General features: G+C 45.4%; 19 protein-coding genes. 16 read left to right on the top strand and 3 right to left on the bottom strand.

Annotated elements, in window-relative coordinates; translation table 11 throughout:
- The first annotated feature begins 93 nt into the window (after positions 1-93).
- The 14 genes from menB to L0660_RS18375 all read left to right on the top strand — a co-directional run bounded on the left by menB (position 94) and on the right by L0660_RS18375 (position 15,101).
- Positions 94-918, top strand: a complete 825-nt coding sequence (gene menB, locus L0660_RS18440; protein WP_082216399.1) for a 1,4-dihydroxy-2-naphthoyl-CoA synthase — start codon at positions 94-96, stop codon at positions 916-918.
- A 54-nt stretch (positions 919-972) separates the two neighbouring features.
- A complete protein-coding gene (locus L0660_RS18435) occupies positions 973-1,383 on the top strand; it encodes an EVE domain-containing protein (RefSeq protein ID WP_026631514.1) in 411 nt (136 codons plus the stop codon).
- On the top strand, positions 1,373-2,953 hold the full coding sequence (locus L0660_RS18430) for a hypothetical protein (RefSeq protein WP_235160694.1): 1,581 nt from the start codon (positions 1,373-1,375) through the stop codon (positions 2,951-2,953). Before L0660_RS18435 ends, L0660_RS18430 begins: the two co-directional genes overlap by 11 nt.
- Positions 2,954-3,013: 60 nt before the next feature.
- Positions 3,014-3,901: a class I SAM-dependent methyltransferase gene (locus L0660_RS18425; RefSeq protein WP_026631512.1), complete on the top strand. Its 888-nt coding sequence runs from the start codon at positions 3,014-3,016 to the stop codon at positions 3,899-3,901.
- Positions 3,894-5,090, top strand: a complete 1,197-nt coding sequence (locus L0660_RS18420; RefSeq protein ID WP_235160693.1) for a lipopolysaccharide assembly protein LapB — start codon at positions 3,894-3,896, stop codon at positions 5,088-5,090. The genes L0660_RS18425 and L0660_RS18420 overlap by 8 nt, the downstream gene beginning before the upstream one ends.
- Before the next feature lie 59 nt (positions 5,091-5,149).
- The gene (gene thrS / locus L0660_RS18415) at positions 5,150-7,093 is read left to right on the top strand and encodes a threonine--tRNA ligase (RefSeq protein WP_235160692.1); all 1,944 of its coding nucleotides are present in this window, start codon (positions 5,150-5,152) and stop codon (positions 7,091-7,093) included.
- A 113-nt stretch (positions 7,094-7,206) separates the two neighbouring features.
- Positions 7,207-7,758 carry a translation initiation factor IF-3 gene (gene infC / locus L0660_RS18410; protein ID WP_051350250.1) on the top strand — a complete coding sequence of 184 codons (552 nt, stop codon included), beginning with the start codon at positions 7,207-7,209 and terminating at the stop codon, positions 7,756-7,758.
- 179 nt (positions 7,759-7,937) lie between these two features.
- Positions 7,938-8,132, top strand: a complete 195-nt coding sequence (gene rpmI, locus L0660_RS18405; protein WP_026631509.1) for a 50S ribosomal protein L35 — start codon at positions 7,938-7,940, stop codon at positions 8,130-8,132.
- A 102-nt stretch (positions 8,133-8,234) separates the two neighbouring features.
- A complete protein-coding gene (rplT, locus tag L0660_RS18400; protein WP_026631508.1) occupies positions 8,235-8,579 on the top strand; it encodes a 50S ribosomal protein L20 in 345 nt (114 codons plus the stop codon).
- A gap of 148 nt (positions 8,580-8,727) precedes the next feature.
- A complete protein-coding gene (locus L0660_RS18395) occupies positions 8,728-11,274 on the top strand; it encodes a phosphocholine-specific phospholipase C (protein ID WP_235160691.1) in 2,547 nt (848 codons plus the stop codon).
- Between the two features lie 187 nt (positions 11,275-11,461).
- Entirely contained in the window at positions 11,462-13,375 is a 1,914-nt protein-coding gene (gene dnaK, locus L0660_RS18390) for a molecular chaperone DnaK (protein ID WP_235160690.1), read from the top strand.
- 190 nt (positions 13,376-13,565) lie between these two features.
- Entirely contained in the window at positions 13,566-13,781 is a 216-nt protein-coding gene (locus tag L0660_RS18385; protein ID WP_035361740.1) for a hypothetical protein, read from the top strand.
- Positions 13,778-14,602 carry an SDR family oxidoreductase gene (locus tag L0660_RS18380; protein ID WP_235160689.1) on the top strand — a complete coding sequence of 275 codons (825 nt, stop codon included), beginning with the start codon at positions 13,778-13,780 and terminating at the stop codon, positions 14,600-14,602. Before L0660_RS18385 ends, L0660_RS18380 begins: the two co-directional genes overlap by 4 nt.
- A gap of 112 nt (positions 14,603-14,714) precedes the next feature.
- Positions 14,715-15,101 (top strand): VanZ family protein, encoded by a 387-nt coding sequence (locus L0660_RS18375; RefSeq protein WP_235160688.1) that lies wholly within the window; start codon positions 14,715-14,717, stop codon positions 15,099-15,101.
- On the opposite strand, the gene pgi is transcribed toward L0660_RS18375, so the two are convergent.
- A complete protein-coding gene (gene pgi, locus L0660_RS18370; RefSeq protein ID WP_233798023.1) occupies positions 15,080-16,729 on the bottom strand; it encodes a glucose-6-phosphate isomerase in 1,650 nt (549 codons plus the stop codon). The genes L0660_RS18375 and pgi overlap by 22 nt on opposite strands.
- A gap of 433 nt (positions 16,730-17,162) precedes the next feature.
- Between pgi and L0660_RS18365 the strand changes: the two genes are divergently transcribed.
- The gene (locus L0660_RS18365) at positions 17,163-18,620 is read left to right on the top strand and encodes a T9SS type A sorting domain-containing protein (protein WP_235160687.1); all 1,458 of its coding nucleotides are present in this window, start codon (positions 17,163-17,165) and stop codon (positions 18,618-18,620) included.
- Positions 18,621-18,663: 43 nt separating this feature from the next.
- Here L0660_RS18365 and L0660_RS18360 read toward each other — a convergent pair whose 3' ends face one another.
- Positions 18,664-19,869 carry a DUF5009 domain-containing protein gene (locus L0660_RS18360; protein ID WP_235160686.1) on the bottom strand — a complete coding sequence of 402 codons (1,206 nt, stop codon included), beginning with the start codon at positions 19,867-19,869 and terminating at the stop codon, positions 18,664-18,666.
- A 202-nt stretch (positions 19,870-20,071) separates the two neighbouring features.
- Between L0660_RS18360 and L0660_RS18355 the strand changes: the two genes are divergently transcribed.
- Positions 20,072-21,886: a glycosyltransferase gene (locus L0660_RS18355; RefSeq protein WP_235160685.1), complete on the top strand. Its 1,815-nt coding sequence runs from the start codon at positions 20,072-20,074 to the stop codon at positions 21,884-21,886.
- Between the two features lie 6 nt (positions 21,887-21,892).
- Here the strand turns inward: L0660_RS18355 and L0660_RS18350 are convergent, their stop codons facing one another.
- Positions 21,893-23,074, bottom strand: coding sequence for a PP2C family protein-serine/threonine phosphatase (locus L0660_RS18350; protein ID WP_235160684.1), 1,182 nt, complete (start codon positions 23,072-23,074; stop codon positions 21,893-21,895).
- Positions 23,075-23,091 lie beyond the last annotated feature (17 nt).

The following is a 23,091-nucleotide window of genomic DNA, read 5'->3' as shown; positions in this document are numbered from 1 at the left end:
AACAATCTGTAATTTCGCAGATTGTTGCGAACGAGTTAACGGCCGTTATAGTTAACTTTTTAACGCCAGATTATTCATTTACATTCCGAATTTATGTCAAGCTCAATCCAGTGGGAAACCATTAAAGAATACGAGGAAATCCTTTTTACGCTTCACGAAGGCATTGCAAAAATAAGCATAAATCGCCCGCATAAACACAACGCATTCACGCCGCTCACCGTTACCGAAATGATCGACGCGATGCACATTTGCCGCGAAGACACGCGTATCGACGTTATTATTTTAACCGGCGAAGGCGGAAAAGCATTCTGTTCCGGCGGCGATCAGTCCGTTCGCGGCCACGGCGGTTACATTGGCGATGACCATGTGCCACGTTTGAATGTACTGGATCTGCAACGCATGATACGCTCTATTCCTAAGGCAGTTATCGCTATGGTGGCAGGCTGGGCCATAGGCGGCGGACACGTGCTGCACGTGATCTGCGACCTTTCCATTGCGGCTGAAAATGCGCGTTTCGGACAAACAGGCCCAAAGGTTGGGAGTTTCGACGGCGGCTTTGGTGCATCTTATCTTGCACGGGTTGTGGGACAGAAAAAAGCACGCGAAATCTGGTTCCTATGCGATCAATATGATGCGCAGGAAGCATTGCAAATGGGTTTGGTAAATAAAGTCGTTCCTTTGGAAGACCTGGAAACGACAACGGTTGAATGGTGCAAGAAAATCCAGGAAAAGAGTCCATTGTCTATCCGGATGCTGAAAAGCTCGTTCAATGCGGAACTGGATGGACAAGCCGGAATTCAGGAATTGGCTGGCAATGCAACATTGCTTTATTATCTGAGCGAGGAAGCGAAAGAAGGCCAGAAATCGTTTCTTGAAAAAAGAAAACCCGATTTCAGCAAATACCCGAAATTTCCCTGATCGCAAGATCCATCTCTGAAACCAACAAATTTGTTTAAAACCTAACTGAAATCCATGAACCATTGGCTTGTAAAAAGTGAACCGAATAAATATTCCTGGGACCATCTTGTAGCAGAAAAGGAAGGCATGTGGGACGGCGTCCGGAATTTCGCCGCACGTAACAACCTGATGGCCATGAAGAAAGGCGATCTGGTGCTTTTTTATCATAGCAACATTGGTAAGGAGGTTGTGGGTTTGGCCAAAGTTTCAAAAGAACATTATCCCGATCCAACGATCGATACGGGTGACTGGGTCGTTGTTAACGTGGTCCCGGTGGAGCATTTTCCTAAAACGGTCACGCTCGAACAGATCAAGAAACATGATATTCTCAAAAATATGGAACTGGTGCGCTTGTCCAGACTTTCGGTAGTGCCGGTTAAGCGTGAAGAATTCGACATTATTGTTGCATTGGCACATGAATCTTAATTCCATTTCTGCACTTCGTCAGATCCTGTTGCTTTTTAGCCTTGTTACAGCATCATTGCTGGCTGCTGCACAAGGTGTTAAGAGAATAGAGTTGCCTTTATCAGGGAATATGGCTTACCAGACGGTGCCGCTCGGTGCGCAAGGCGTCTTGCTCATCTCCAAACCGGAGAAAGGCACATTCAATGTTCAGAAATTTGATACAAACCTGGAACGCGTTTGGTCGATTGACGGGCCTATTGAATCCAATCTGGACTATATCACCTCCTCATACGATGGCCAGGCTGTGTTTTTGCTTTTCAGTAAATACCGCAGTTCCTTATATCAGATCGTGAAAGTGAATGTCGGGCCGGGCTTTGTGGAAACATTTACGATCAACACACTCGATCGTTTCGAGATCACTGATTTCAAAACATTGGGTTACTCCGTTTTCATGGCCGGAATGGTCCGCAATGAGCCTGTTTTAATTCTAACACAGCTCAGGACATCCCAAACGAAGGTTTTGCCATCGGCTATCAAAGGCTCCAATGCCATTCAGACCGTTGAAGTGGACACGGCGCATCATTTGGTGAATGTTTGTTTCGCAGTAAAAAAAGGAAGGCAGACCCGCATTGTGGCTCGTTCGTATGAAGAAACCGGTGAGCTTTATGCGCAGGTTTCGGTGGATCCCGAGGATGATTATTCGTTGCTGAGCGGCAGGTTACAAGTGCTCAACGACTCTGTAAGGGTCGTGATCGGCACTTATGGTTACCGGAATATGCAAAGCACGTCCAATGCAGCTTCACAAGGACTTTATATCAGCAAGATCGTTGGGGATGAGCCGGTTTTCACGCGTTACCACAGCTTTACCGAGTTTAAGAATTTCTTCAATTTCATGAACGAGCGGCAGCAGGAAAAGATGGAAAAACGCATCCGCAAGAAGAAAGAAAGCGGCGACGATCTGAAACTGAATTACCGATTACTGGTGCATGACATTGTTCCGAAAAACGACAATTTCCTGTTGGTCGCAGAGGTTTTTTATCCTGAATACCGTTACCAGAATCCCATGATGATGGGCGGCCTGGGTTATGGCAGCATGATGGGTTATCCCTTTGGAATGGGCCTTTATAATCCTTACTTATGGAACCCGATGTACGGCGGACGCGGTGGCTATAACCAGCAGGTTTTTGATGGCTTCACTTACACGCATGCAGTGGTGGCCGATGTGGATGAAAACGGAAAAATGCTTTGGGATAACAGCATTAATTTTGATAATGTGAAAAGCATGGAGCTGCGCGAGAAGATCAAGGTGCAGACTTTTACCAATGGTAACTCACGCCTGGTTTATAGCCATAACGGCGCCATCCGGAGCAAGATCATCAAAGGGAACCAGGTGGTGGACGGCGATCGCGTGATCCCGAACGAGACCAATGTCGAAGGTGATAAAGTAAGAAAAACCAGCACCGACGACATTGATTACTGGTATGAGAACTTTTACCTTGCATGGGGCGAGCAGCGCATTATCAATGCAGCCGGCGATCCGCAGACCAGGGGCAGGCGCAATGTGTTTTATTTAAATAAGATTGCGTATTAACCCATTGCCCCATTCCCGTCGGCTTAAGCCAACGGAAATTTTTTAAAAATTTATATTTTCATGATTCTATTATCTCCGGAGCAACATACAGATTACGAATTGATTGATACCGGCGGCTTTGAAAAGCTTGAACGGTTTGGTCCATACATTTTATCGCGCCCTGAGCCACAGGCGATTTGGGATAAAACCCTTTCTGAGGCTGAATGGGAAAAGCGTTCGAATGCGGTTTTCAAAAGAGATAAAAATTCTCAGGAAAAAGGTCAGTGGATTGCGAAGGACGGCATGCCGGACAAGTGGGTTTTTCAATATCGGACCAAAGAACTGCATTTGCGCTCGAAACTGGCATTATCCTCTTTTAAGCATGTCGGCGTGTTTCCTGAGCAGGCGACAAACTGGGACTACATTGCCAAAAAGCTGAAACAGATCCCGGAAACGAAGCCTTCTGTCCTTAATCTGTTTGCTTATACAGGCATTGCCTCACTTGCAGCAAAAGCTTCCGGCGCGGATGTTACCCACGTGGATTCGGTAAAACAGGTGATCAGCTGGTCGCGGGAAAATATGGATCTGAGCGGATTGGATAACATTCGCTGGGTTGTGGAAGACGCATTGAAATTTGTGCAGAGGGAAGTGCGCAGAGGCAATCAATACAATGGCATTATTCTGGATCCGCCCGCCTATGGTCGCGGTCCGGATGGCGAGAAATGGCTTTTGGAAGAAAGTCTGAATGAGATCCTGAAACTTTGCGCATTACTTTTAAAGAAGGAAAATTTCTTTTTTATCATCAATTTATATTCTTTGGGCTTCTCGGCGCTCATCGTGGAGAATTTGATCAAAGCACATTTCGGGACGCAGATTCACCATGAATTTGGCGAGTTGTTTATCCCGGATTCTTTTGGCAAAAACCTTCCGTTAGGCGTATTTTCAAGATTCTCGGACCAGAATGTCTAAAACTTTCGAAAGCATATTACTGTTGCTTTGCATCGTGCTGACCGGGCTAATTCAATCCTGCCAGAGCGACGCCAGGAATTCCACGCGCATTCCGCCCGTAGTGAAAAAATCACATGAGCAATGGCAAAATGACGCTTTACTTTCCCTTACCGAGCTTATTAACCGCAGCATTGATACGGATCAGAATTATTTCAAACGTGCCCGCATCTATTTTGAAAGAGAACAATATACGGAAGCGCTTGACGACATTAATGAATCCATTTACGAGCAGGAAAATGTGAGTGAATATTTTTTGCTACGTGGAAAAATCAACCGGGAGCTTGGTGAGATCGATAAGGCCTTGGAGGATGCACAGCGTGCGGAAGCGTTACAGCAAAGCAGTCCTGAGCTGTATGTGTTGCTGGCAGACGTCCTGCAAGCCAAGGGACGTTTCCGGGAAGCGGTTAATTACCTGAACCAGGCATTGAAAATGGCTCCTTATGATGGCTCTGCCTATTATGTCAAAGGCATGTTGCAGGCGCGGCAGGGAGATTCGCTGGCCAGTCTTTCCAGCTTCAAATATGCCATGAATGTGAATCCAAAGCTTTTCAGGGCTTATGAGCAGAGCATTATCATTTTAAGAAAACTAAAAAATCCCGCAGAGGCGCTTACCATAAACGATAGGGCGATAAAGCGTTTCCCTAATGTGCCCAGCCTTTATTTTGAACAAGGGGAAATTTTCAATGCCTTGGCGAGACCAGATACGGCATTACTTAGTTACCAGAAGGCAGTCGTGCTGAAACCGACCTATGAGGAGGCGCTGATGCGCGTCGCGACAGTTGGAACACAATTGAAAGAATATTACAAGGCAATCCGGGCATTGGAGCAGCTTTTGAAAATAAAGCCTAAGTCCAAGGATATCAATAATATGCTGGGTTATGCCTATGAAAAAGCAGGCGATTATACCAAAGCTGTGGACTATTATTCTACCGCGCTCGTGCTAAGCCCAGGTGACCAGAGTGCCCGAAACGGCCTTTGGCGCATCAGAAGAGAGGAGAATACAGACATTTACTCCACTTATGATCCCAATGAAAGCGCCAGCTCCGGCTATAAGCTGCTGGACACATCCCGGGTTAAAATTAACGTTATACGACCGAGAGGAACTACAAATATCCGTGTAGACTCGTCTCGAAAAGCTAAAATTGAATAGATTTGTACTTTGTGGCCCTCACAAGCCTTTGATTAATTGTCATTGAATTAAATTTTTGAATGGAAGACGCGTCTCAAGTAAAAATTACCCTGCCCGACGGAAGTGAACGGTTTTACCCAAAAGGTATAACTGCCATGGGCATTGCGCTCAGTATCAGTGAAGGTTTGGCCCGTAATGTAATTGCAGCCAAAGTGAACAATGAAGTTTGGGACCCTACGCGTGAGATCACGCAGGATTCCCTCGTGAAATTGCTCACCTGGAATGACGAAGACGGTAAATCAACATTCTGGCATTCTTCTGCCCACTTGCTGGCGGAAGCATTGGAAGCATTGTATCCGGGTGTAAAATTCGGGACGGGGCCGTCGATAGAAAAAGGTTTTTACTATGACGTTGATCTGGGCGATAAATCGATCTCACAGGATGATTTTCCAAAGATCGAAGCAAAGATGCTTGAACTGGCGCGTCAAAAAAATGAATACGTCAGAAAGCCCATCAGCAAGGCGGATGCATTAGAACTATTCACCCAAAAAGGTGACGAATATAAACTGGAACTGATTGATGGCCTGGAAGATGGCTCCATTACATTATACGAGCAAGGCGGCTTTACCGACCTTTGCCGCGGACCGCACATTCCCAACACCGGCTTCATTAAAGCGGTTAAGCTAACCAACATTGCTGGCGCTTACTGGCGTAACAAGCAGGAAAACAAGATGTTAACCCGCATTTACGGGATTACTTTTCCAAAGCAAAAAGAATTGGAAGAGTATGTAACATTGATGGAGGAAGCGAAAAAACGCGATCACAGAAAACTGGGAAAAGAGCTTGAACTATTTGCTTTCTCAGAAAAAGTGGGTCAGGGACTTCCGTTGTGGCTGCCCAAAGGCGCTATGCTTCGCGAGCGTCTTCAGTCGTTTTTGAGCAAAGCGCAATCTCGTGCGGGTTACCTTCCGGTGATCACGCCCAACATTGGCAGCAAAGAACTTTATGTTACTTCCGGCCACTGGGACAAATATGGCAAGGATTCTTTCCAGCCGATTAAAACACCTAATGTGGGTGAGGAATATTTGTTGAAACCAATGAATTGCCCGCATCACTGCGAAATCTACAAGACCTCTCCCCGCTCCTACAAGGATCTGCCACTGCGGTTCTCGGAGTTTGGAACGGTTTACAGATACGAGCAAAGCGGTGAATTACACGGACTTACACGCGTTCGCGGATTTACACAGGACGACGCACACATTTTCTGCCGCCCGGATCAGGTGAAGGAAGAATTTGTTCGTGTAATTGATTTGGTATTATATGTTTTCAAATCACTTGGTTTCGAGGATTACAGCGCGCAAATCTCGCTCCGTGACCCGAACGATAAAGTGAAATATATAGGAAAAGACGAAGATTGGGAAAGAGCTGAAAATGCGATCATTGAAGCCGCTCAGGAACGCGGGTTAAGCACCGTAACCGAACTTGGCGAAGCAGCATTCTACGGCCCGAAACTCGATTTCATGGTGCGTGACGCATTGGGCAGAAAGTGGCAGCTGGGCACGATCCAGGTGGATTACCAGATGCCGAAACGTTTCGGCCTCGAATACACCGGTTCTGATAACCAGAAGCATCAGCCGGTTATGATTCACCGCGCACCGTTCGGTTCAATGGAGCGCTTCATTGCGATCCTGATCGAAAACACGGCCGGGCAGTTCCCATTGTGGCTTTCACCGGATCAGATCGCTATTCTGCCGATCTCTGAGAAATTTGCGGATTATGCGGAAGACGTTTTCTTCCAGTTGCAGGATCATGACATTCGCGGTTTTGTGGATCACCGCGATGAGAAGATCGGTCGCAAGATCCGGGATGCGGAAGTTACCAAGGTTCCTTTTATGCTGATCGTCGGCGAGAAAGAGGCAGCAGAGGGCAAATTGTCAGTCCGCAGAAAAGGCGAAGGCGACCTGGGAAGCATGACAATAGCGGATTTTGCAAGCTTTTTCAAGAAAGAGGCTGCCATAATTTGATGATTTTCTAACTTTTTGTTATTATTCCGGCACTAAGGCACTATTTTTGTGACAGCAGTGTTAACTTTTTTGACTTTTACCAACAAAACCCAAAGTACACCAAACCAAGTTATATGGCATTAAGACCCCCGAGTGGACGGTTAAGAGTTCCCGAAGAACCTTATAAAATAAACGAACGGATTACAGCAAAAGAAGTACGTCTGGTTGGAGAAAATATTGAACCAGGTATAGTTGATATCAATACAGCCCGAGCTCTTGCAAAGGCGCAAAGCCTTGATTTAGTTGAAATTGCGCCAACGGCAGTTCCGCCAGTTTGCAAAGTGGTAGACTATTCAAAGTTTAAATATGAGCAGAAGAAAAAGCAGAAAGAGATCAAAGCGAAGGCAATGAAAGTTGTCATCAAAGAGATCCGCTTCGGCCCTAATACGGATGATCACGATTTTGATTTTAAACTAAAGCATGCGATAAATTTCCTTAAAGAGGGTTCGAAAGTAAAGGCTTATGTGCATTTCGTTGGCCGTACCATTGTATTTAAAGAAAGAGGTGTAAATCTGTTGAACAAATTCTCAGAAGCGCTTTCGGAATATGGTAAGGTTGAAATGGAGCCAAAACTGGAAGGAAAGAGAATGACGATCATTCTGGCACCTGCTCCTGCAAAAAAATAGATTTTTAAATTCGGTTACCGAACCGGTGTTTTGTTAACCCGGAAGGAATTTACTGATATATATAATGTTTGAATGGATCGTGTCTTTGACTTTGTCAGGGACACGATTTTCATTTATGAAACATTTTGGCTAATTTCGCGCGCTGTTTTATATTTTATCAATTAATAATTTTTTGAATCATGCCTAAAATGAAAAGCAACTCTGGTGCTAAAAAGCGTTTCGCGCTGACCGGCACTGGAAAAATCAAACGCAAACACGCGTTTCACAGCCACATCCTGACAAAGAAATCAAACAAGCGCAAGCGTGGATTGGTTAAAACTGGTCTGATCGATGTGTCTAATGTTAAGCAGGTGATGGCTATGCTTGCGAAATAATTCGCAGCCATTAATTAGAATACCAATTCTGGTTTTTTGTTCAACCCGATAGAAGGCATTTCAAGACTCATCAGAGCGCCGACCATCAAAAACAGTTAAATTATGCCACGTTCAGTAAATCACGTTGCGTCACGTGCAAGACGTAAAAAAGTATTAAAACTTGCGAAAGGCTATTTCGGCCGTCGTAAAAATGTATGGACAGTAGCTAAAAACGCAGTAGAGCGCGGTTTGGCATACGCATACAAAGGTCGTAAGCAAAAGAAACGTAATTTCCGTGCATTGTGGATCCAGCGTATCAACGCGGGAGCACGTCTTCACGGTTTATCATATTCTGCTTTCATCGGCAAGCTAAGTGCATCAGGCATCGAGCTGAACCGTAAAGTTCTCGCTGACTTGGCGATGAATCATCCGGAAGCATTCAAAGCGATCGTTGATCAGGTAAAATAAAACAGCATCCCGCCTTAACGGCGGGATTTTTTTTGCCCTTTCGGTCCGCTCTTAATATTAAAATAATTCTTCGAATCCAAATCGGTGGTACTTTAGCAGAAATAAGCGGTAATATAAAACGTTACCAAAACCTATTCCTGATAACACCATGGACTCTAGAAGAGAATTTATAAAAAAGGCAACCATGCTCACCGGAGCAGCTGGCATGTTCAGCGTGTTGCCGGCTTCCATACAAAGGGCACTCGCTATTGATCCCAAAAAAGGAAGTACTTACCTCGACGCCGAACACGTGGTGATCCTGATGCAGGAAAACCGTTCTTTTGACCATTGCTACGGGTCTTTGCGAGGTGTTCGCGGCTTTAATGATCCCCGCGCAATCACCCTTCCCAATAAAAATCTGGTCTGGATGCAAACCAATGCATTTGGCGAAACCTATGTTCCGTTCCGGCTGAACATGCGCGAATCGAATGCAACCTGGATGGGTTCCCTACCCCATTCCTGGCCCAACCAGGTGGATGCGCGCAATGATGGAAAATATGACAAATGGCTAGTTGCGAAGCAGCCGGGCCATAAGGATTATGCCAAAATGCCGTTGACACAAGGTTTCTATAACCGGGAAGACATTCCATTTTACTATGCACTGGCGGATGCTTTCACCGTGTGCGACCAGAATTTCTGTTCGTCACTTACTGGCACGACGCCAAACCGGCTTTATCTGTGGTCGGGGACTGTACGTGAGAAATCGGGGCCGGAACATTACGCCAATGTCAGAAATGAAAATGTGACGGATGATAAGGAAGCGTCATGGATGACATTTCCCGAACGACTCGAAGACAACGGCGTTTCATGGCGCATTTACCAGAACGAACTCAGTATAGATACAGGCCTGACGGGCGAGGAAGATTCGTGGCTGGCCAATTTTACGGATAATCCGATTGAATGGTTCAGCCAATATCAGATCCGTTATCACACAGGTTATCAGAAATACCAAAAAGCAAGATTAGCTGCGCTTCCGAACGAGATCAAAGAAACGGAGGCGAAACTGGCCAAAGCTGAAAAGGGAACAAAAGCAGCGACGGATCTTGAAAAGTCCCTGACTGCAAAGCAAAAGGAGCTCACGTTTGCAAAAGAAGAACTTGAAAAGTGGACGCCTGAGAATTATGAAAAGCTCTCACAACGCACCAAGAACATTCACGAAAAAGCCTTTACCACCAACAAGAATGACCCGGATTATCGCAAGGTAACCACCGTAAAATATCACGACGGCGACATTGAACATGAAGCCAAAGCACCGCAAGGCGACATTCTGCACCAGTTTCGAAGCGATGTAAAAAGCGGAAAACTGCCAACCGTCTCCTGGCTCGTGGCACCCGAAAATTTCTCCGACCACCCCACCTCCCCCTGGTATGGAGCCTGGTATGTTTCGGAAGTAATGGATATCCTGACCGCTGATCCCGAAGTTTGGAAAAAAACCATTTTCATCCTTTGCTACGACGAAAACGACGGCTATTTTGATCACGTTCCGCCTTTCGTGGTTCCTAATCCTTATAAGGAAGACACCGGCGCAGTTTCCGAAGGCATCGATTGCAAAACGGAATTTGTGACGATGGAGCAGGATATGACCCAAAAAGAGAAAAAGGAATGCCGGGAAAGTCCGATTGGACTGGGTTTCCGCGTTCCGCTGGTTGTGGCCTCACCCTGGAACCGCGGGGGCAATGTATGCTCAGAGGTTTTTGACCATACTTCCATTTTGCAGTTTTTGGAGAAATTCACGAGTCATAAGTCCGGCAAGAAGATTGAAGAAACCAACATTAGCGCATGGCGCAGGACGATTTGCGGCGACCTGACTTCAACATTCTCGCCTTATGAGGGTGAAAAAATTGCTTTGCCAAAATTCCTCGCCCGCAACGAATTCATGGAGGGCATTTATAATGCGCAGTTCAAAAAACTGCCCAGCACTTATAAAGCATTGTCCAAGGCAGACATTGAGAAGATCAACAAAAACCCGTTGAGCTCGTCCCTGATGCCAAAACAGGAAAAAGGAACGCGTCCCTCCTGCCCGCTTCCGTATGAACTGGCGGCTGATGGTAACTTCAACTCTGCCAAAAATGCATTTGAGATCAAGCTCGAAGCCAAAAATGGCATATTCCGCGACAAAGCTGCCGGCGCTCCTTTTATGATTTATGCGCCTGGAAAATACAAAAATGAAGATGTTAAGGTCTGGAATTATGCAGTAAAAGCCGGCGATGCGCTTACAGGATCCTGGAAACCAGAGGATTTTGAGGGTGGAAAATATCACCTGCGCGTTTATGGCCCTAACGGCTTTTTCCGGGAATTTCAGGGCAATAAGGCCACGGGCAATTTAAAAGTTGGATTTAACTACCAACTGGACAAAAACGGCAAACCAACCGGCAGCATCGAGCTAAAAATGGAAGGCGATAAGCAAACAGCGAAAAGTGCTTTCCTGATACAGGACAATGCTTATGGCGCTAGTAATCAACTTGTAACATTAAATAATGATGGCCTTGCAGGAATGTTTGAAAAAACACTAACCCTGAATCTTGATAAAAGCTTCCAATGGTATGACTTCTCGGTCACGCTGGAAGACCAGCCCGATTTCCTGGTGCGCCTTGCAGGCCACGTTGAAACCGGCCGTATCAGCACGAGCGATCCACTTATGGGAGACCTAGCCTAAGCAACTTCAACCTCAGAAAGTGTCAGGCATTATTCAGCCTGACACTTTGTCACTCCCCTTTTATTCATTTGTTTCTGGTACGGGCTTTTTAGTAAAGCCTCTGAGCAACTGTTGCGGCAAGCGTCAAGCGATAACCGCGGCAGCGAATTAGTCAGAATCAAATTATACTTAACTTTAATATAGAACAATGGGAAAAATTATTGGCATAGACTTAGGAACAACGAACTCCTGTGTGGCTGTCATGGAGGGTAACGAGCCGGTTGTAATTGCAAACAGCGAAGGTGCCCGTACAACCCCTTCAGTGGTTGCATTCATGGATAATGGTGAACGCAAAATCGGTGCACCAGCCAAACGCCAGGCGATCACGAATCCCAAGCATACTATCAGCTCCATAAAAAGATTTATGGGCAAAAAATACGATGATGTAACAAGTGAGCAAAAAACTGTTGCATACACCGTTGATAAAGGTCCAAACAACACGCCTCGTATCCCCATCGGAGACAGGTTATATACGCCACAAGAAGTTTCTGCATTCATTTTGCAGAAAATGAGACAAACTGCCGAAGATTATCTTGGTCAAGAAGTGACAGAAGCGGTTATTACAGTTCCTGCTTACTTCAATGATGCAGAACGTCAGGCTACAAAAGAAGCAGGTCAGATTGCAGGTCTTGATGTGAAACGTATCATCAATGAACCAACTGCTGCTGCACTTGCTTACGGTCTGGACAAGCAACACCTTGATATGAAAATCGCTGTGTTCGACTTAGGTGGTGGTACTTTCGACGTTTCGATCCTTGAATTGGGTGATGGCGTTTTTGAAGTGAAATCTACGGATGGCGATACACACCTTGGTGGTGACGACTTTGACCAGGTAATCATTAACTGGCTTGCAGACGAATTCCAAAAAGACGAAGCTGTTGATTTGAGAAGAGATGCAATGGCTTTGCAACGTTTGAAAGAAGCTGCGGAAAAAGCAAAAGTGGAATTGTCAAGCTCAACACAAACTGAGATCAACCTGCCTTATATATTCCCGGTTGATGGCATTCCAAAACACCTTGTACGCACATTAACACGTGCGAAATTCGAGCAGCTTGCCGATTCATTGTTCCTGAGAATGATGGAGCCTTGCAAGAAAGCAATGAAGAATGCAGGTTATACCAATAATGATATCAACGAAGTGATTCTGGTTGGTGGATCTACGCGTATTCCTCGTGTGCAGGAAGAAGTTGAAAAATTCTTCGGCAGAAAACCTTCAAAAGGCGTTAACCCGGATGAAGCTGTGGCAATTGGTGCTGCAATCCAGGGTGGTGTTTTGACAGGTGAAGTAAAAGATGTACTTCTTTTGGACGTTATTCCATTGTCATTGGGTATCGAAACATTAGGCGGTGTATTCACCAAACTGATCGAAGCCAACACGACAATTCCGTCTAAAAAGACAGAAACATTCTCTACTGCTGCTGATAATCAGCCTTCTGTTGAGATCCACGTGTTGCAAGGTGAGCGCCCGATGGCAAATCAGAACCGTACATTAGGACGTTTCCACTTGTCTGACATTCCACCGGCACAACGCGGAACACCACAGATCGAAGTTACATTTGACGTGGATGCAAACGGTATCCTGCACGTTTCTGCCAAAGATAAAGGCACAAACAAAGAGCAGAAAATCCGTATCGAAGCTTCAAGTGGTTTGACAGATGCAGAAATCACCCGTATGCGTGAGGAAGCAAAAGCAAACGAAGCAGCGGATAAAGCTGAACGTGAAAAAATCGAGAAAATCAATGCTGCTGACAGCCTGATCTTCTCTACTGATAAACAACTGAAAGAATTTGGCGACAAGCTTTCTGCTGGAAACAAGTCAGCGATTGAAGGAGCATTAGCCGAATTGAGAACTGCGCATCAAAGCCAGGATCTTGCAGGAATTGACTCTTCAATGGAGAAACTGAATGCCGCATGGCAAGCTGCTTCTCAGGAAATGTACGCACAAGGTGGTGAGCCTCAGCCGGGCGGACCAACTGGTGAACCGCAAGGTAACCCAGGCGCTGCAAACGGAAGCAGCGCAACCGACGACGTGACGGATGTTAATTTTGAGGAAGTCAAATAATAAGGCAACTTTAAAATCCCCGTCTTTAACCAGATGGGGATTTTTTTTACACGCAAATTTTTCAAAAGTGTGTAATTAAGACCTGCTTGAAGAACAAAAAAGACCAGTCGTTTCTGGCATTAATTTTTACCCTATTCAATCAGCATATCATCAGACTAAAAACCACTTGAACCTAAAATTCAACATTCCAATGGACAACAGAATCGCATTACCAGAGTTGATGTATTTGTCTCCTACGACCCGAGAAAAGGCGGTCACCATTGCTCAGGAGCTTTTAAGAACAAACAATATTTCTCCTCGTGAGGCGGTTGCAAAAGCAATTTTAATTGCTAAAAACTGGGCGGTAAAAAATGTGAACCGTCGGGTGTGGAAAAAATTGAAATCATTCGAAAAAGAGATCATATGATAGGTTCAGATCTGAAATTCAAAGATCAGGTTGCGATCGTTACAGGTTCTAGTTCGGGAATTGGTAAAGCATGCGCCATTCATCTTGCCGAGCTTGGCGCGAAAGTGGTTGTTAATTACAGCTCTAACCTGGAAGAAGGCGAAAAGACGTTGAATGAGATTATCTCAAAAGGCGGATCGGGGATCCTGGTTAAGGCTGATGTAAGCCGTGAAGAAGAAGTGAAAGCGCTGTTCAACGAGACCATCAGCAAGTATGGACGTCTGGACATCGTTGTCAGCAATGCCGGGCTTCAAAAAGACTCATCGTTTTTGGAAATGACATTGGAGCAATGGCAGAAAGTAATTGACGTAAATTTAACAGGTCAGTTTCTCGTGTGCCGTGAAGCTTCGAGACAGTTCGTAGCGCAGGAAAAAGGAAAGACCGATGTTGATCACAGCGAGCTGTCAATTGGTAAGATTATTCTGATGAGTTCTGTGCACGATGTGATTCCCTGGGCCGGACATGTAAATTACGCCGCCTCTAAGGGAGGAATCATGATGTTCATGAAATCCATTTCTCAGGAATTGGCACCATATAAAATCCGTGTCAATTCGGTCAGTCCCGGCGCGATCAAAACGTCTATCAATAAGGAAGTTTGGTCCGATCCTGACAAGTACAAAGGACTTTTACAATTGATTCCATACAAGCGAATCGGAACTCCGCAGGATGTAGCTAAGGCTGTTGCCTGGCTGGCGTCAGACGATTCAGATTATGTCAATGGAGAAACGCTCTACATTGACGGTGGAATGACATTATACCCGGAATTTGCCGATAATGGTTAATATTCCAAGTTACACTTCATCATAACATAAAAGCGCTGGGATTCACTTCCGGCGCTTTTCGTTTGTAGTCAGGCTTTCTGAAAGTAACTTGCGCGCTGAAACAGAACATTCAATGATTGCAAAACTATTTAAAAGCACAAGCGAGCTGCTCGCAAGAAACCAGTGGGTCGCATGGTTATGGACATTTCTGATTCTGCTGGCCTGCACATGGCCGGGAAACGATATTCCTGCCGCGCCTATTGTCGGTTTTGATAAGCTTGTTCATGCAGGCCTTTTTATCGTTTGGATTACATTATGGACATTGGTTTACCCAAAAAAAGCAGCACTGTTCGTGCTGCTCGGAATGGCTTATGGCCTGGGTCTCGAATTTTACCAGCAACTCCTGCCCTTCGACCGCACATTTGACTGGTGGGACGCAGTGGCAGACGCTGCTGGCGTACTAATCGGGTATGCGTTCAAAACAATCGTGATCGATCGTTACCGCCACCGTTTGTATTGATTGATCAGACCATTGGTTGAGCTGTCGTGGTTTGAAACCGGCCAGTCGTTTTGAAGTTCAGGATAAATTTTGTTTGCCAGCTGCTTACCAAGCTCCACACCCCACTGGTCGAAACTGAAAATATTCCAGATAATGCCTTGTACGAAAATCTTGTGCTCGTACATCGCTATCAGGCTTCCCAGTGTCTTAGGAGTGATTTTTTTGACCAAAATCGAGTTGGTAGGGCGATTACCGGAAAACACTTTGAACGGCGTCAGAAACTCTATTTCCTCTTTGGACTTCTTCGCAGCCACTAGTTCCGCTTTCACTTCCTCCTCTGTTTTCCCATTCATCAATGCTTCTGTCTGTGCAAAAAAGTTAGACAAAAGCATCTTGTGATGCTCGCCAAGTGGGTTATGGCTGGTTGCAGGCGCGATAAAATCACACGGAATCAGCTTTGTTCCCTGGTGTATCAATTGGTAAAACGCATGCTGACCATTCGTGCCCGGCTCTCCCCAAATCACCGGTCCTGTCTGGTAACCAACCGGCTTACCGTCACGACCTGTGCTCTTGCCGTTGCTTTCCATATCGCCTTGCTGGAAATAAGCCGCAAAACGGTGTAAATATTGATCATAAGGCAGGATTGCCTGAGTCTGCGCATCAAAAAAGTCATTATACCAAACGCCCAGCAGCGCAAGAATGACCGGAATGTTCCGTTCAAACTTCGTCGTCCTGAAATGCTTGTCCATATCATGCGCGCCCGCAAGCAGCTGCTCGAAATTCTGGAATCCAACAAAACAAGCAATAGAAAGTCCGATCGCAGACCACAAAGAATAACGGCCTCCAACCCAATCCCAGAATCCGAACATGTTTTCCGGATCAATACCGAACTTCTCAACCTCAGCCTGATTCGTTGAAATCGCCACAAAGTGCTTTTTCACATGCTCCTTATTCCCGGCTGTTTCCAAAAACCAGGAACGCGCGCTATGCGCATTCGTCATTGTTTCCTGCGTCGTGAATGTTTTAGAGGCGATCATGAACAATGTCGTTTCCGGGTTCAGCGACTTGATCGTTTCAGCAATATGCGTTCCGTCCACATTGGAAACGAAATGTACATTCAATCCCGGCTTACCGTAAGCTTTCAATGCTTCGGTCACCATCACCGGGCCCAGGTCGCTTCCGCCGATGCCAATGTTCACGATGTCGGAAATCTCTTTCCCGGAATAACCTTTCCAGCTTCCCGACCTTACCTTTCCCGAAAACTCCTTCATTTTAGCCAAAACTGCATTTACGTCCGGCATCACATCTTTTCCGTCAGACAAAATCGGTTCGTTGGACCGGTTGCGCAAAGCAACATGCAGCACCGAGCGACCTTCCGTCGCATTGATCTTCTCGCCCGTAAACATCTGCTCAATTGCATCTGCCAGCCCTGCTTCTTCCGCAAGCTGAACAAGATAAGAGCGTGTCCGGGTGGTAATGCGGTTTTTTGAATAGTCTAACAGAATGTCACCAAACCGGATCGAAAACTTCTTGTGACGGTCCGCATCTTCCTCGAAAAACGACTTTAAATGTTTCTGAGATATGGTTTTATGATGTGTTTTCAGCTTTTTATAAGCTGCCAGCTGGTCAAAGGGCACGGTTTTGAGCATTTCTTATGGCGTTTTGTTTATAAATCAATTTTCAGGACCGCATAGGGCGGTTGCAACATTAACCCGATGCAAAAATATGATTTTACACCAGTAACAAGCCCACCCAATCCTTTTTTCACAAAAGGTTTTCGTGTAGCTATTGAAATAAATTAAGATTTGGGTTTGATGATGCAATATGGATTACAAAGCTCCTCCTCACCAGAAATATACTGACAGTGGGCATATGTTGGATTTTAAGCTCAAAACATATGACCGTTCAATAACTACCACTCGCCGGAGAATCAACGAATTTTGTTAATCGCCTATATTTTTGTTTTTTGTACAAAAAGCGAAAAGAATATTATTATTCGATAAAAACTGTAACCGTACTCAGTGCTTTGTAACTGGCAATATGATATCTTAGTATTGCAAAATCCCTTAGATCATCTGATATATGAAAAGAACATTTACTCTTATTCTGGTACTATTTTGCTTTAAGGCCATTGCGCAATGTCCGTCCACAGGAATAGTAAGCTTGGAGGATCAAGCCGACGTTGATAATTACTTTGCAAATGGCGGATGCAGCGTTGTCCAGCATTTAATAATTGGGGATGGATCTCCCAATATCCTGAATCTCAATGGTCTGAATGGAATTACAACGGTAACTGGATTTATGTTTGTCGGTTGGGGTCCACTTGTAGACTTTACCGGAATGGAGACATTAACCAGCGTCGATACACTGGCTATCGAGTGGAGCCCTTCACTCAAAAATTTCAAGGGACTGGAGAATGTTTTGACAATCAATCACTTGTCAATAAACGAATTGAGCAGTCTTGAAAGTTTCGACGGCCTGGGACAAGCAACTGTTACAGGCAGCATCTATATTGCTGGTTGTCCTTCATTGACGAGTATAGATGATCTCAACATACCCGCATCGTTACCTGACGGTCTAATAATAGGCGCTTGTCCATTACTTGATGATTTCAGCAGTTTTGCAAACTTGCAAAGCACATCGAGGCTCATAATAAGTGGGCTGGACAAGATTCAAGACTGTCAATGGTTGAATTCTCTTGAAGTAGCTACACAATTGAATATCGAGGCTAATGCCAACTTAACCAGCTTAAAAGGGCTTGAAAACCTGCACACTGTCGAACAAATTCAAATAACTTATAATCCCTTACTTACCTCTATCGATGGTATGGGAAACATTAAATCCCAACTTTCCCGATTTGTTGTTCTTTTCAATCCAGAACTATCAGATTGTGCAATAGATGCTGTTTGTTGGATGCTTTTGGACTCCGCGCCAGAAGAGATATTCTTATATCAAAATAAAGGAATTTGCTCGAATACCGATCTGCTCAAATCGGCGTGTAAAGAAAGTTTGCCGGTTACATTACTTTCATTTGATGCTGTTCTGGAAAATAAGGTCGTAAATTTAAACTGGACAACTTCCGAAGAAGAGAATAGTGAGAAGTTTGAAGTGCAACATAGTACAAACGGAAAGCAATGGTCGGTTGTCGGGGAGGTAAAGTCCTCCGGAATCGGTGGTTTGGGAGCTGTCTATCAATATACACATCAAACGCCCTCCGATCGCAATAATTACTATCGATTAAAAATGATAGACTTCGATCAAACCTATGCATTAAGCACAATATCGCATGTGTATTTTAATGGCAACATTGAAACCGTATATCCCAATCCAACTTCTGGAAGCATCAATATCGTTTCAACTGACCCAAGCGAAATTGCGGCATTTGAATTAATCAATAGCAAAGGAAATATCGTGATGAAGCGCCGGGGAAACTTAGCTGATCGTATAAACCTGGAAAAATTCTCTTCCGGTTCTTACACATTAAGAATTATCAAGAATAACTCGACTTTTTCAAATCACAAGATAGTTGTCACAAAGTAATATCTTTCTTGGGTGAACTTTTGGCAAAGACGTTCAGGCACCATCAGATCTTCAGCCTGATCCCGCCGCGATTAATGATCCCGGTTACAATGATGACCAGCAATGCAAAGCAGAATGATTTTATCAGCCCGATGATTCCGGTCCTCAGAAACTCGGGTAAGCTGAACCCGACCAGCGTTAGCACCGCGTACCAAATGTAAGGCACCAGGTAACAGGTTAATGTCGCGGTTCCGGCAGGTTTTATAATGGTTGCCCAGGTTTTGACTTTTTTCAAATCCACCAGCCAGAACAGCATCGCGAAAACGATGAAGGCGATCCCGCTGCAAATCCCAACCCAGGCCGGCGTAGCCCTGATCTTCGAAATTCCCCAAAACGGGCGCGTCCCGAAGCCATAGAGAAGACAAACGATGCCAAGCACAACCAGGATGGCCAGATATGTCGCGTTAACACCATTTTTCTTGCTATAAAGCCGATAAATGACCGATGCCACGACGCCCGCCATCGTAAATGCAGGCATTGCACCGCTCCCTACAATCCAGACGTAATCTCTCACCGGATCCAAAAAAGAGAGCATCCCCGCGAAATCTGCAAGATTGAATAAAATGAGAAAAAGCCAGCCAGCCACATTCAATGTCAGGTTGTCGCCAGCCAGAAAGTAAATAACCGCGCAGACCAGATAAGCCCAACCGATCAGTCCGAGGATGCCGTACCAATGTGTTCCCATCCACGAAGGATTCGCCGCGTCACCACCTTTGTAAATAACTGCCAAACCCACCAGCAAAAGATAGCCCAGCACTTTCAGCCCTGTATATAAGGGCTTTTTCTCTGGCCGGTCAGGATACACATTCCAGATCAGGAAAAATGCGATTACCATGAGAATTTCCCAGACATACTTACTAACGATCATGCCCGAGCTCACGGCATTTTCATAATTCACAATGAAAATACCCATTAACAGTAATGCAAAAGTGCGCTCGGCAATGTGGTAAAGAATTGTCCCGTTGCTGTCCCCTTTTGATTTTCTGTTGGCAATGGCAAACGGAATGGACAGTCCTACAATAAATAAGAAAACGGGAAAGACAACGTCTGAAAGTCCCATAGCGTCCTCTGGACCTTTGCTATGTTGCATCCATTCAGGAACCCCTTTCAAGGTCCAGAAATCATTCACAAAAATCATGATCAGCATCGTGACCGCGCGGAAAATATCGATGGAGTCCAGGCGCAGTGAGGCGGGCAGTAAAGGTTTCATCAAAGAATTCAGGAATGAAGGTTTAGGAACCCAATATACGGGAAATTAGCTATCTGCAAGCGCCTTTTACTCGCGCATACAGCTCAGCACCACTTTTAGCTGTCTTACCGTTCGATTTTGCTGCTTAGCATATTCGATTTCACCATATCTTATTTAAGTAATTAATTTTAATTGAAATATCCTACCTTACCCTCTTATCATTTTGAAACCGAATACACTTCTGTTTGAAATTGCCTGGGAAGTCTGTAACCAGATCGGTGGGATATACACGTACGTGAAGTCCAAAGCACCGACGATGACGGACACTTACGGAGATAAATATTTCCTCGTCGGTCCCTATTTTCACGAAAAAGCAAAACTCGATTTCCGCCCGATCCGTGAGCTGGATAACTCCCCGCTTTCCCGGGCAATCCTGTACATCAGAAGCCTCGGATATGAGATACATTTGGGTTACTGGCTGTTGGAAGAAGTACGTCCGAAAGTAATTTTGATCAACCCCATTATCCCTGCCAAAGCGCTGAATGAAGTTAAAACTGCATTGTGGCAGCATCAGGAAATCTCCGCTTTGGAAAGCAATGCGTTGCTGGATCAAGTCCTTGGTTTTGGGGAGGTTAGCAGGCTTTTTTTCACGAAACTCATTGAAGAAACGGATATTAACCAGGACATTATCGCTCATTTTCACGAATGGATGTCGGCTGCCGCGCTGGCCGAATTCGCGCGTAGGCAAGTACGGATTGCAACGGTTTTTACCACACATGCCACATCACTGGGCCGCTATCTTGCATCCAATGAAGATCAGTACTTTTGCAAAATCCCTACCTACAACTGGCAGCAAAAAGCGCGGGAATATGGCATAGAAGCACAGGCACAATTGGAGAGAAACGCCGCAAAGTATGCCAATGTGCTTGTTACAAACAGCGAATCTACGGCTGCGGAATGCGAGGTGTTTTTGGGGCGCAAGCCGGATAGTATAGTGCATAGCGGTATCCATCGTAAACCGGGTGTTGGTCACGAAGTTTTTGAGTGGCACTTGCAAAACCGGCAAAAGATCGATGCATTTGTCAAGGCGCTGTTTTCGCCCAGCTACCAACTCAGAAGTGACAAGACGCTCTATTTCTTTACATCCGGCCGTTATGAATTTTATAACAAAGGTTTCGACGTAACCTTGCAGGCCATTGCGCGGCTGAATGAGGAACTCCTGCGAAGGAAATCGGAAACGAATGTTGTTCTGTTTATTATTTCAAAACAGCCTTTTCATAACATTAAGCCGGATGTTCTGGAAGCACGCCAGCGTTTTCGGGAGTTGCAGCGAATCTGTAAAATGATCAGCGCCAAGCTCGGGCCCAGGATCTATGCCAATGTTACAGGTGCGGAAGGCCGCAAACTTCCTGATCTCAATCAGCTCATCGATGACGATCTGCAAATGGCCTGGCGCCAGGCATTGGCCAACTTCAAAAGAAAAAGCCTGCCGCCCACTACCACCCACCATCTAACCGGCCAGGACGACATTTTAGCATTTTGTCAGCAAGCAGGCTTAACTAATAAAGAAGGAGATAATGTGAAAGTGATTTACCATCCCGATTTCATTGAAAGGGTGACATCGCTTTTTTCCATGGAATATCTGGAATTTGTAAGAGGCTGTCATTTAGGCGTTTTTCCGTCACTATATGAGCCCTGGGGATATGCGCCCATGGAAACTGTCCTGCACGGAACGCCGGTCGTGACCAGCGACGTTTCCGGTTTTGGACATTTCGCGAGACAAGCTGCGGAAATGGAAGGAAACAATGAAGTCAAAGTTGTAAAACGACGGGAACAATCCAGCGAGCAAGCAGTCATTCAGCTTACCGAAATCTTCCTCGAATTCATAGAAGACTTCGAAAGTCACCAATACATCCCCCGCGCCACCCTCCCCAAATCGGTTCTGGACTCCCTATGCTGGTCCGAGCTACAAAAAAGATACGAAGAAAGTTACAAGCTGGCACTGTTAAGATACCAGCCTGTAGCGGGGTTGTATTGAAAATAATCAATTCCCCATATACCGCAGCGAAAGCATGGTAATATCATCGAATTGCGTTGCGGCTCCGATGAAATCTATCAGGCTTTCTAATGTTGATTCGTTCATTTCTTTGGCGGTTTCTTTGGTAGAGCCTTCGCCGGTTGTGAAGAAATCTTGAAGATAATGCAGGCCATACCGTGCGCCTACCAGGTTATTGGCATCGGTGACGCCGTCGGTGTATAGGACGAATTTGTCTCCCGGGTTCAATGTTAAAGTATGCGATTCGAACTCGAATGTCGGGTCGAAGCACAAGGCCATGCCTCCCTCCTTTTTGACCAGCTCGGTTTCACCATTGGCGCGAATGATTACGGGCGGTTCGTGGCCGGCATCTACATATTCAACAACGCCTGTCTTGACATTTAATATACAAACAAAGGCCGTAACGAACATATATGAAGAATTGTCCTCACTCAGAAACTCATTCACAATCTTTACTTTCTCCGTGATCGAATCACCATTGCGGTTGGAAAACTGGCTTTTGAAAATGGCCTTGCTGATCGCCATAAACAATGCTGCCGGCACGCCCTTATCCGAGACATCACCGATCATGAAAAACAGACGCTCGGAATCCATCATAAAATAGTCGTACAGATCTCCGCCGACCACTTTTGCCGGATGAATAAATGCATGCAGATCCACCCCCGCTTTGCCAATGTTGGCCGGGACCGTTTTCGGCAACATGGACATTTGAATTTCCTTAGCAACGCTCAGATCGTTCTGGATCGCGATCAGCTGCTCGCGGCCTTTTTCCAGGCTGGCCAGCATCTCAATGTGCTCCACGGTTTTGGAAATGGTAATTTCCAGATCTTCAAAATTCACCGGCTTGGTCACAAAGTCGAATGCGCCGCGGTTCATAGCCGTCCGGATGTTGTCCATATCGCCGTAAGCAGAAACCATGATCGATTTCAGCAACGGATTTTGCTTCTCATTTACCTTCGACAGAAACGTAAGGCCGTCCATGCCGGGCATGTTAATGTCGGATAGTATAAGTGCAATGTCATCAGATTCTTCCAGCCGCTCCAATGCTTCAATGCCGTTGCTAGCAAACACAAATTCGTATTTCTTATCCCGGATCTGCTTTCGGAACAATTGAAGAATCAGCATCTCCATATCCTGCTCGTCATCTACACTTAATATTCTGATAGCCATTATCTATAATTTTTTAA

The sequence above is a fragment of the Dyadobacter sp. CY351 genome, from assembly GCF_021502625.1.
Classification (GTDB): Bacteria; Bacteroidota; Bacteroidia; order Cytophagales; family Spirosomataceae; genus Dyadobacter; species Dyadobacter chenhuakuii.
This window is presented reverse-complemented; position numbering and strand designations above follow the sequence as displayed.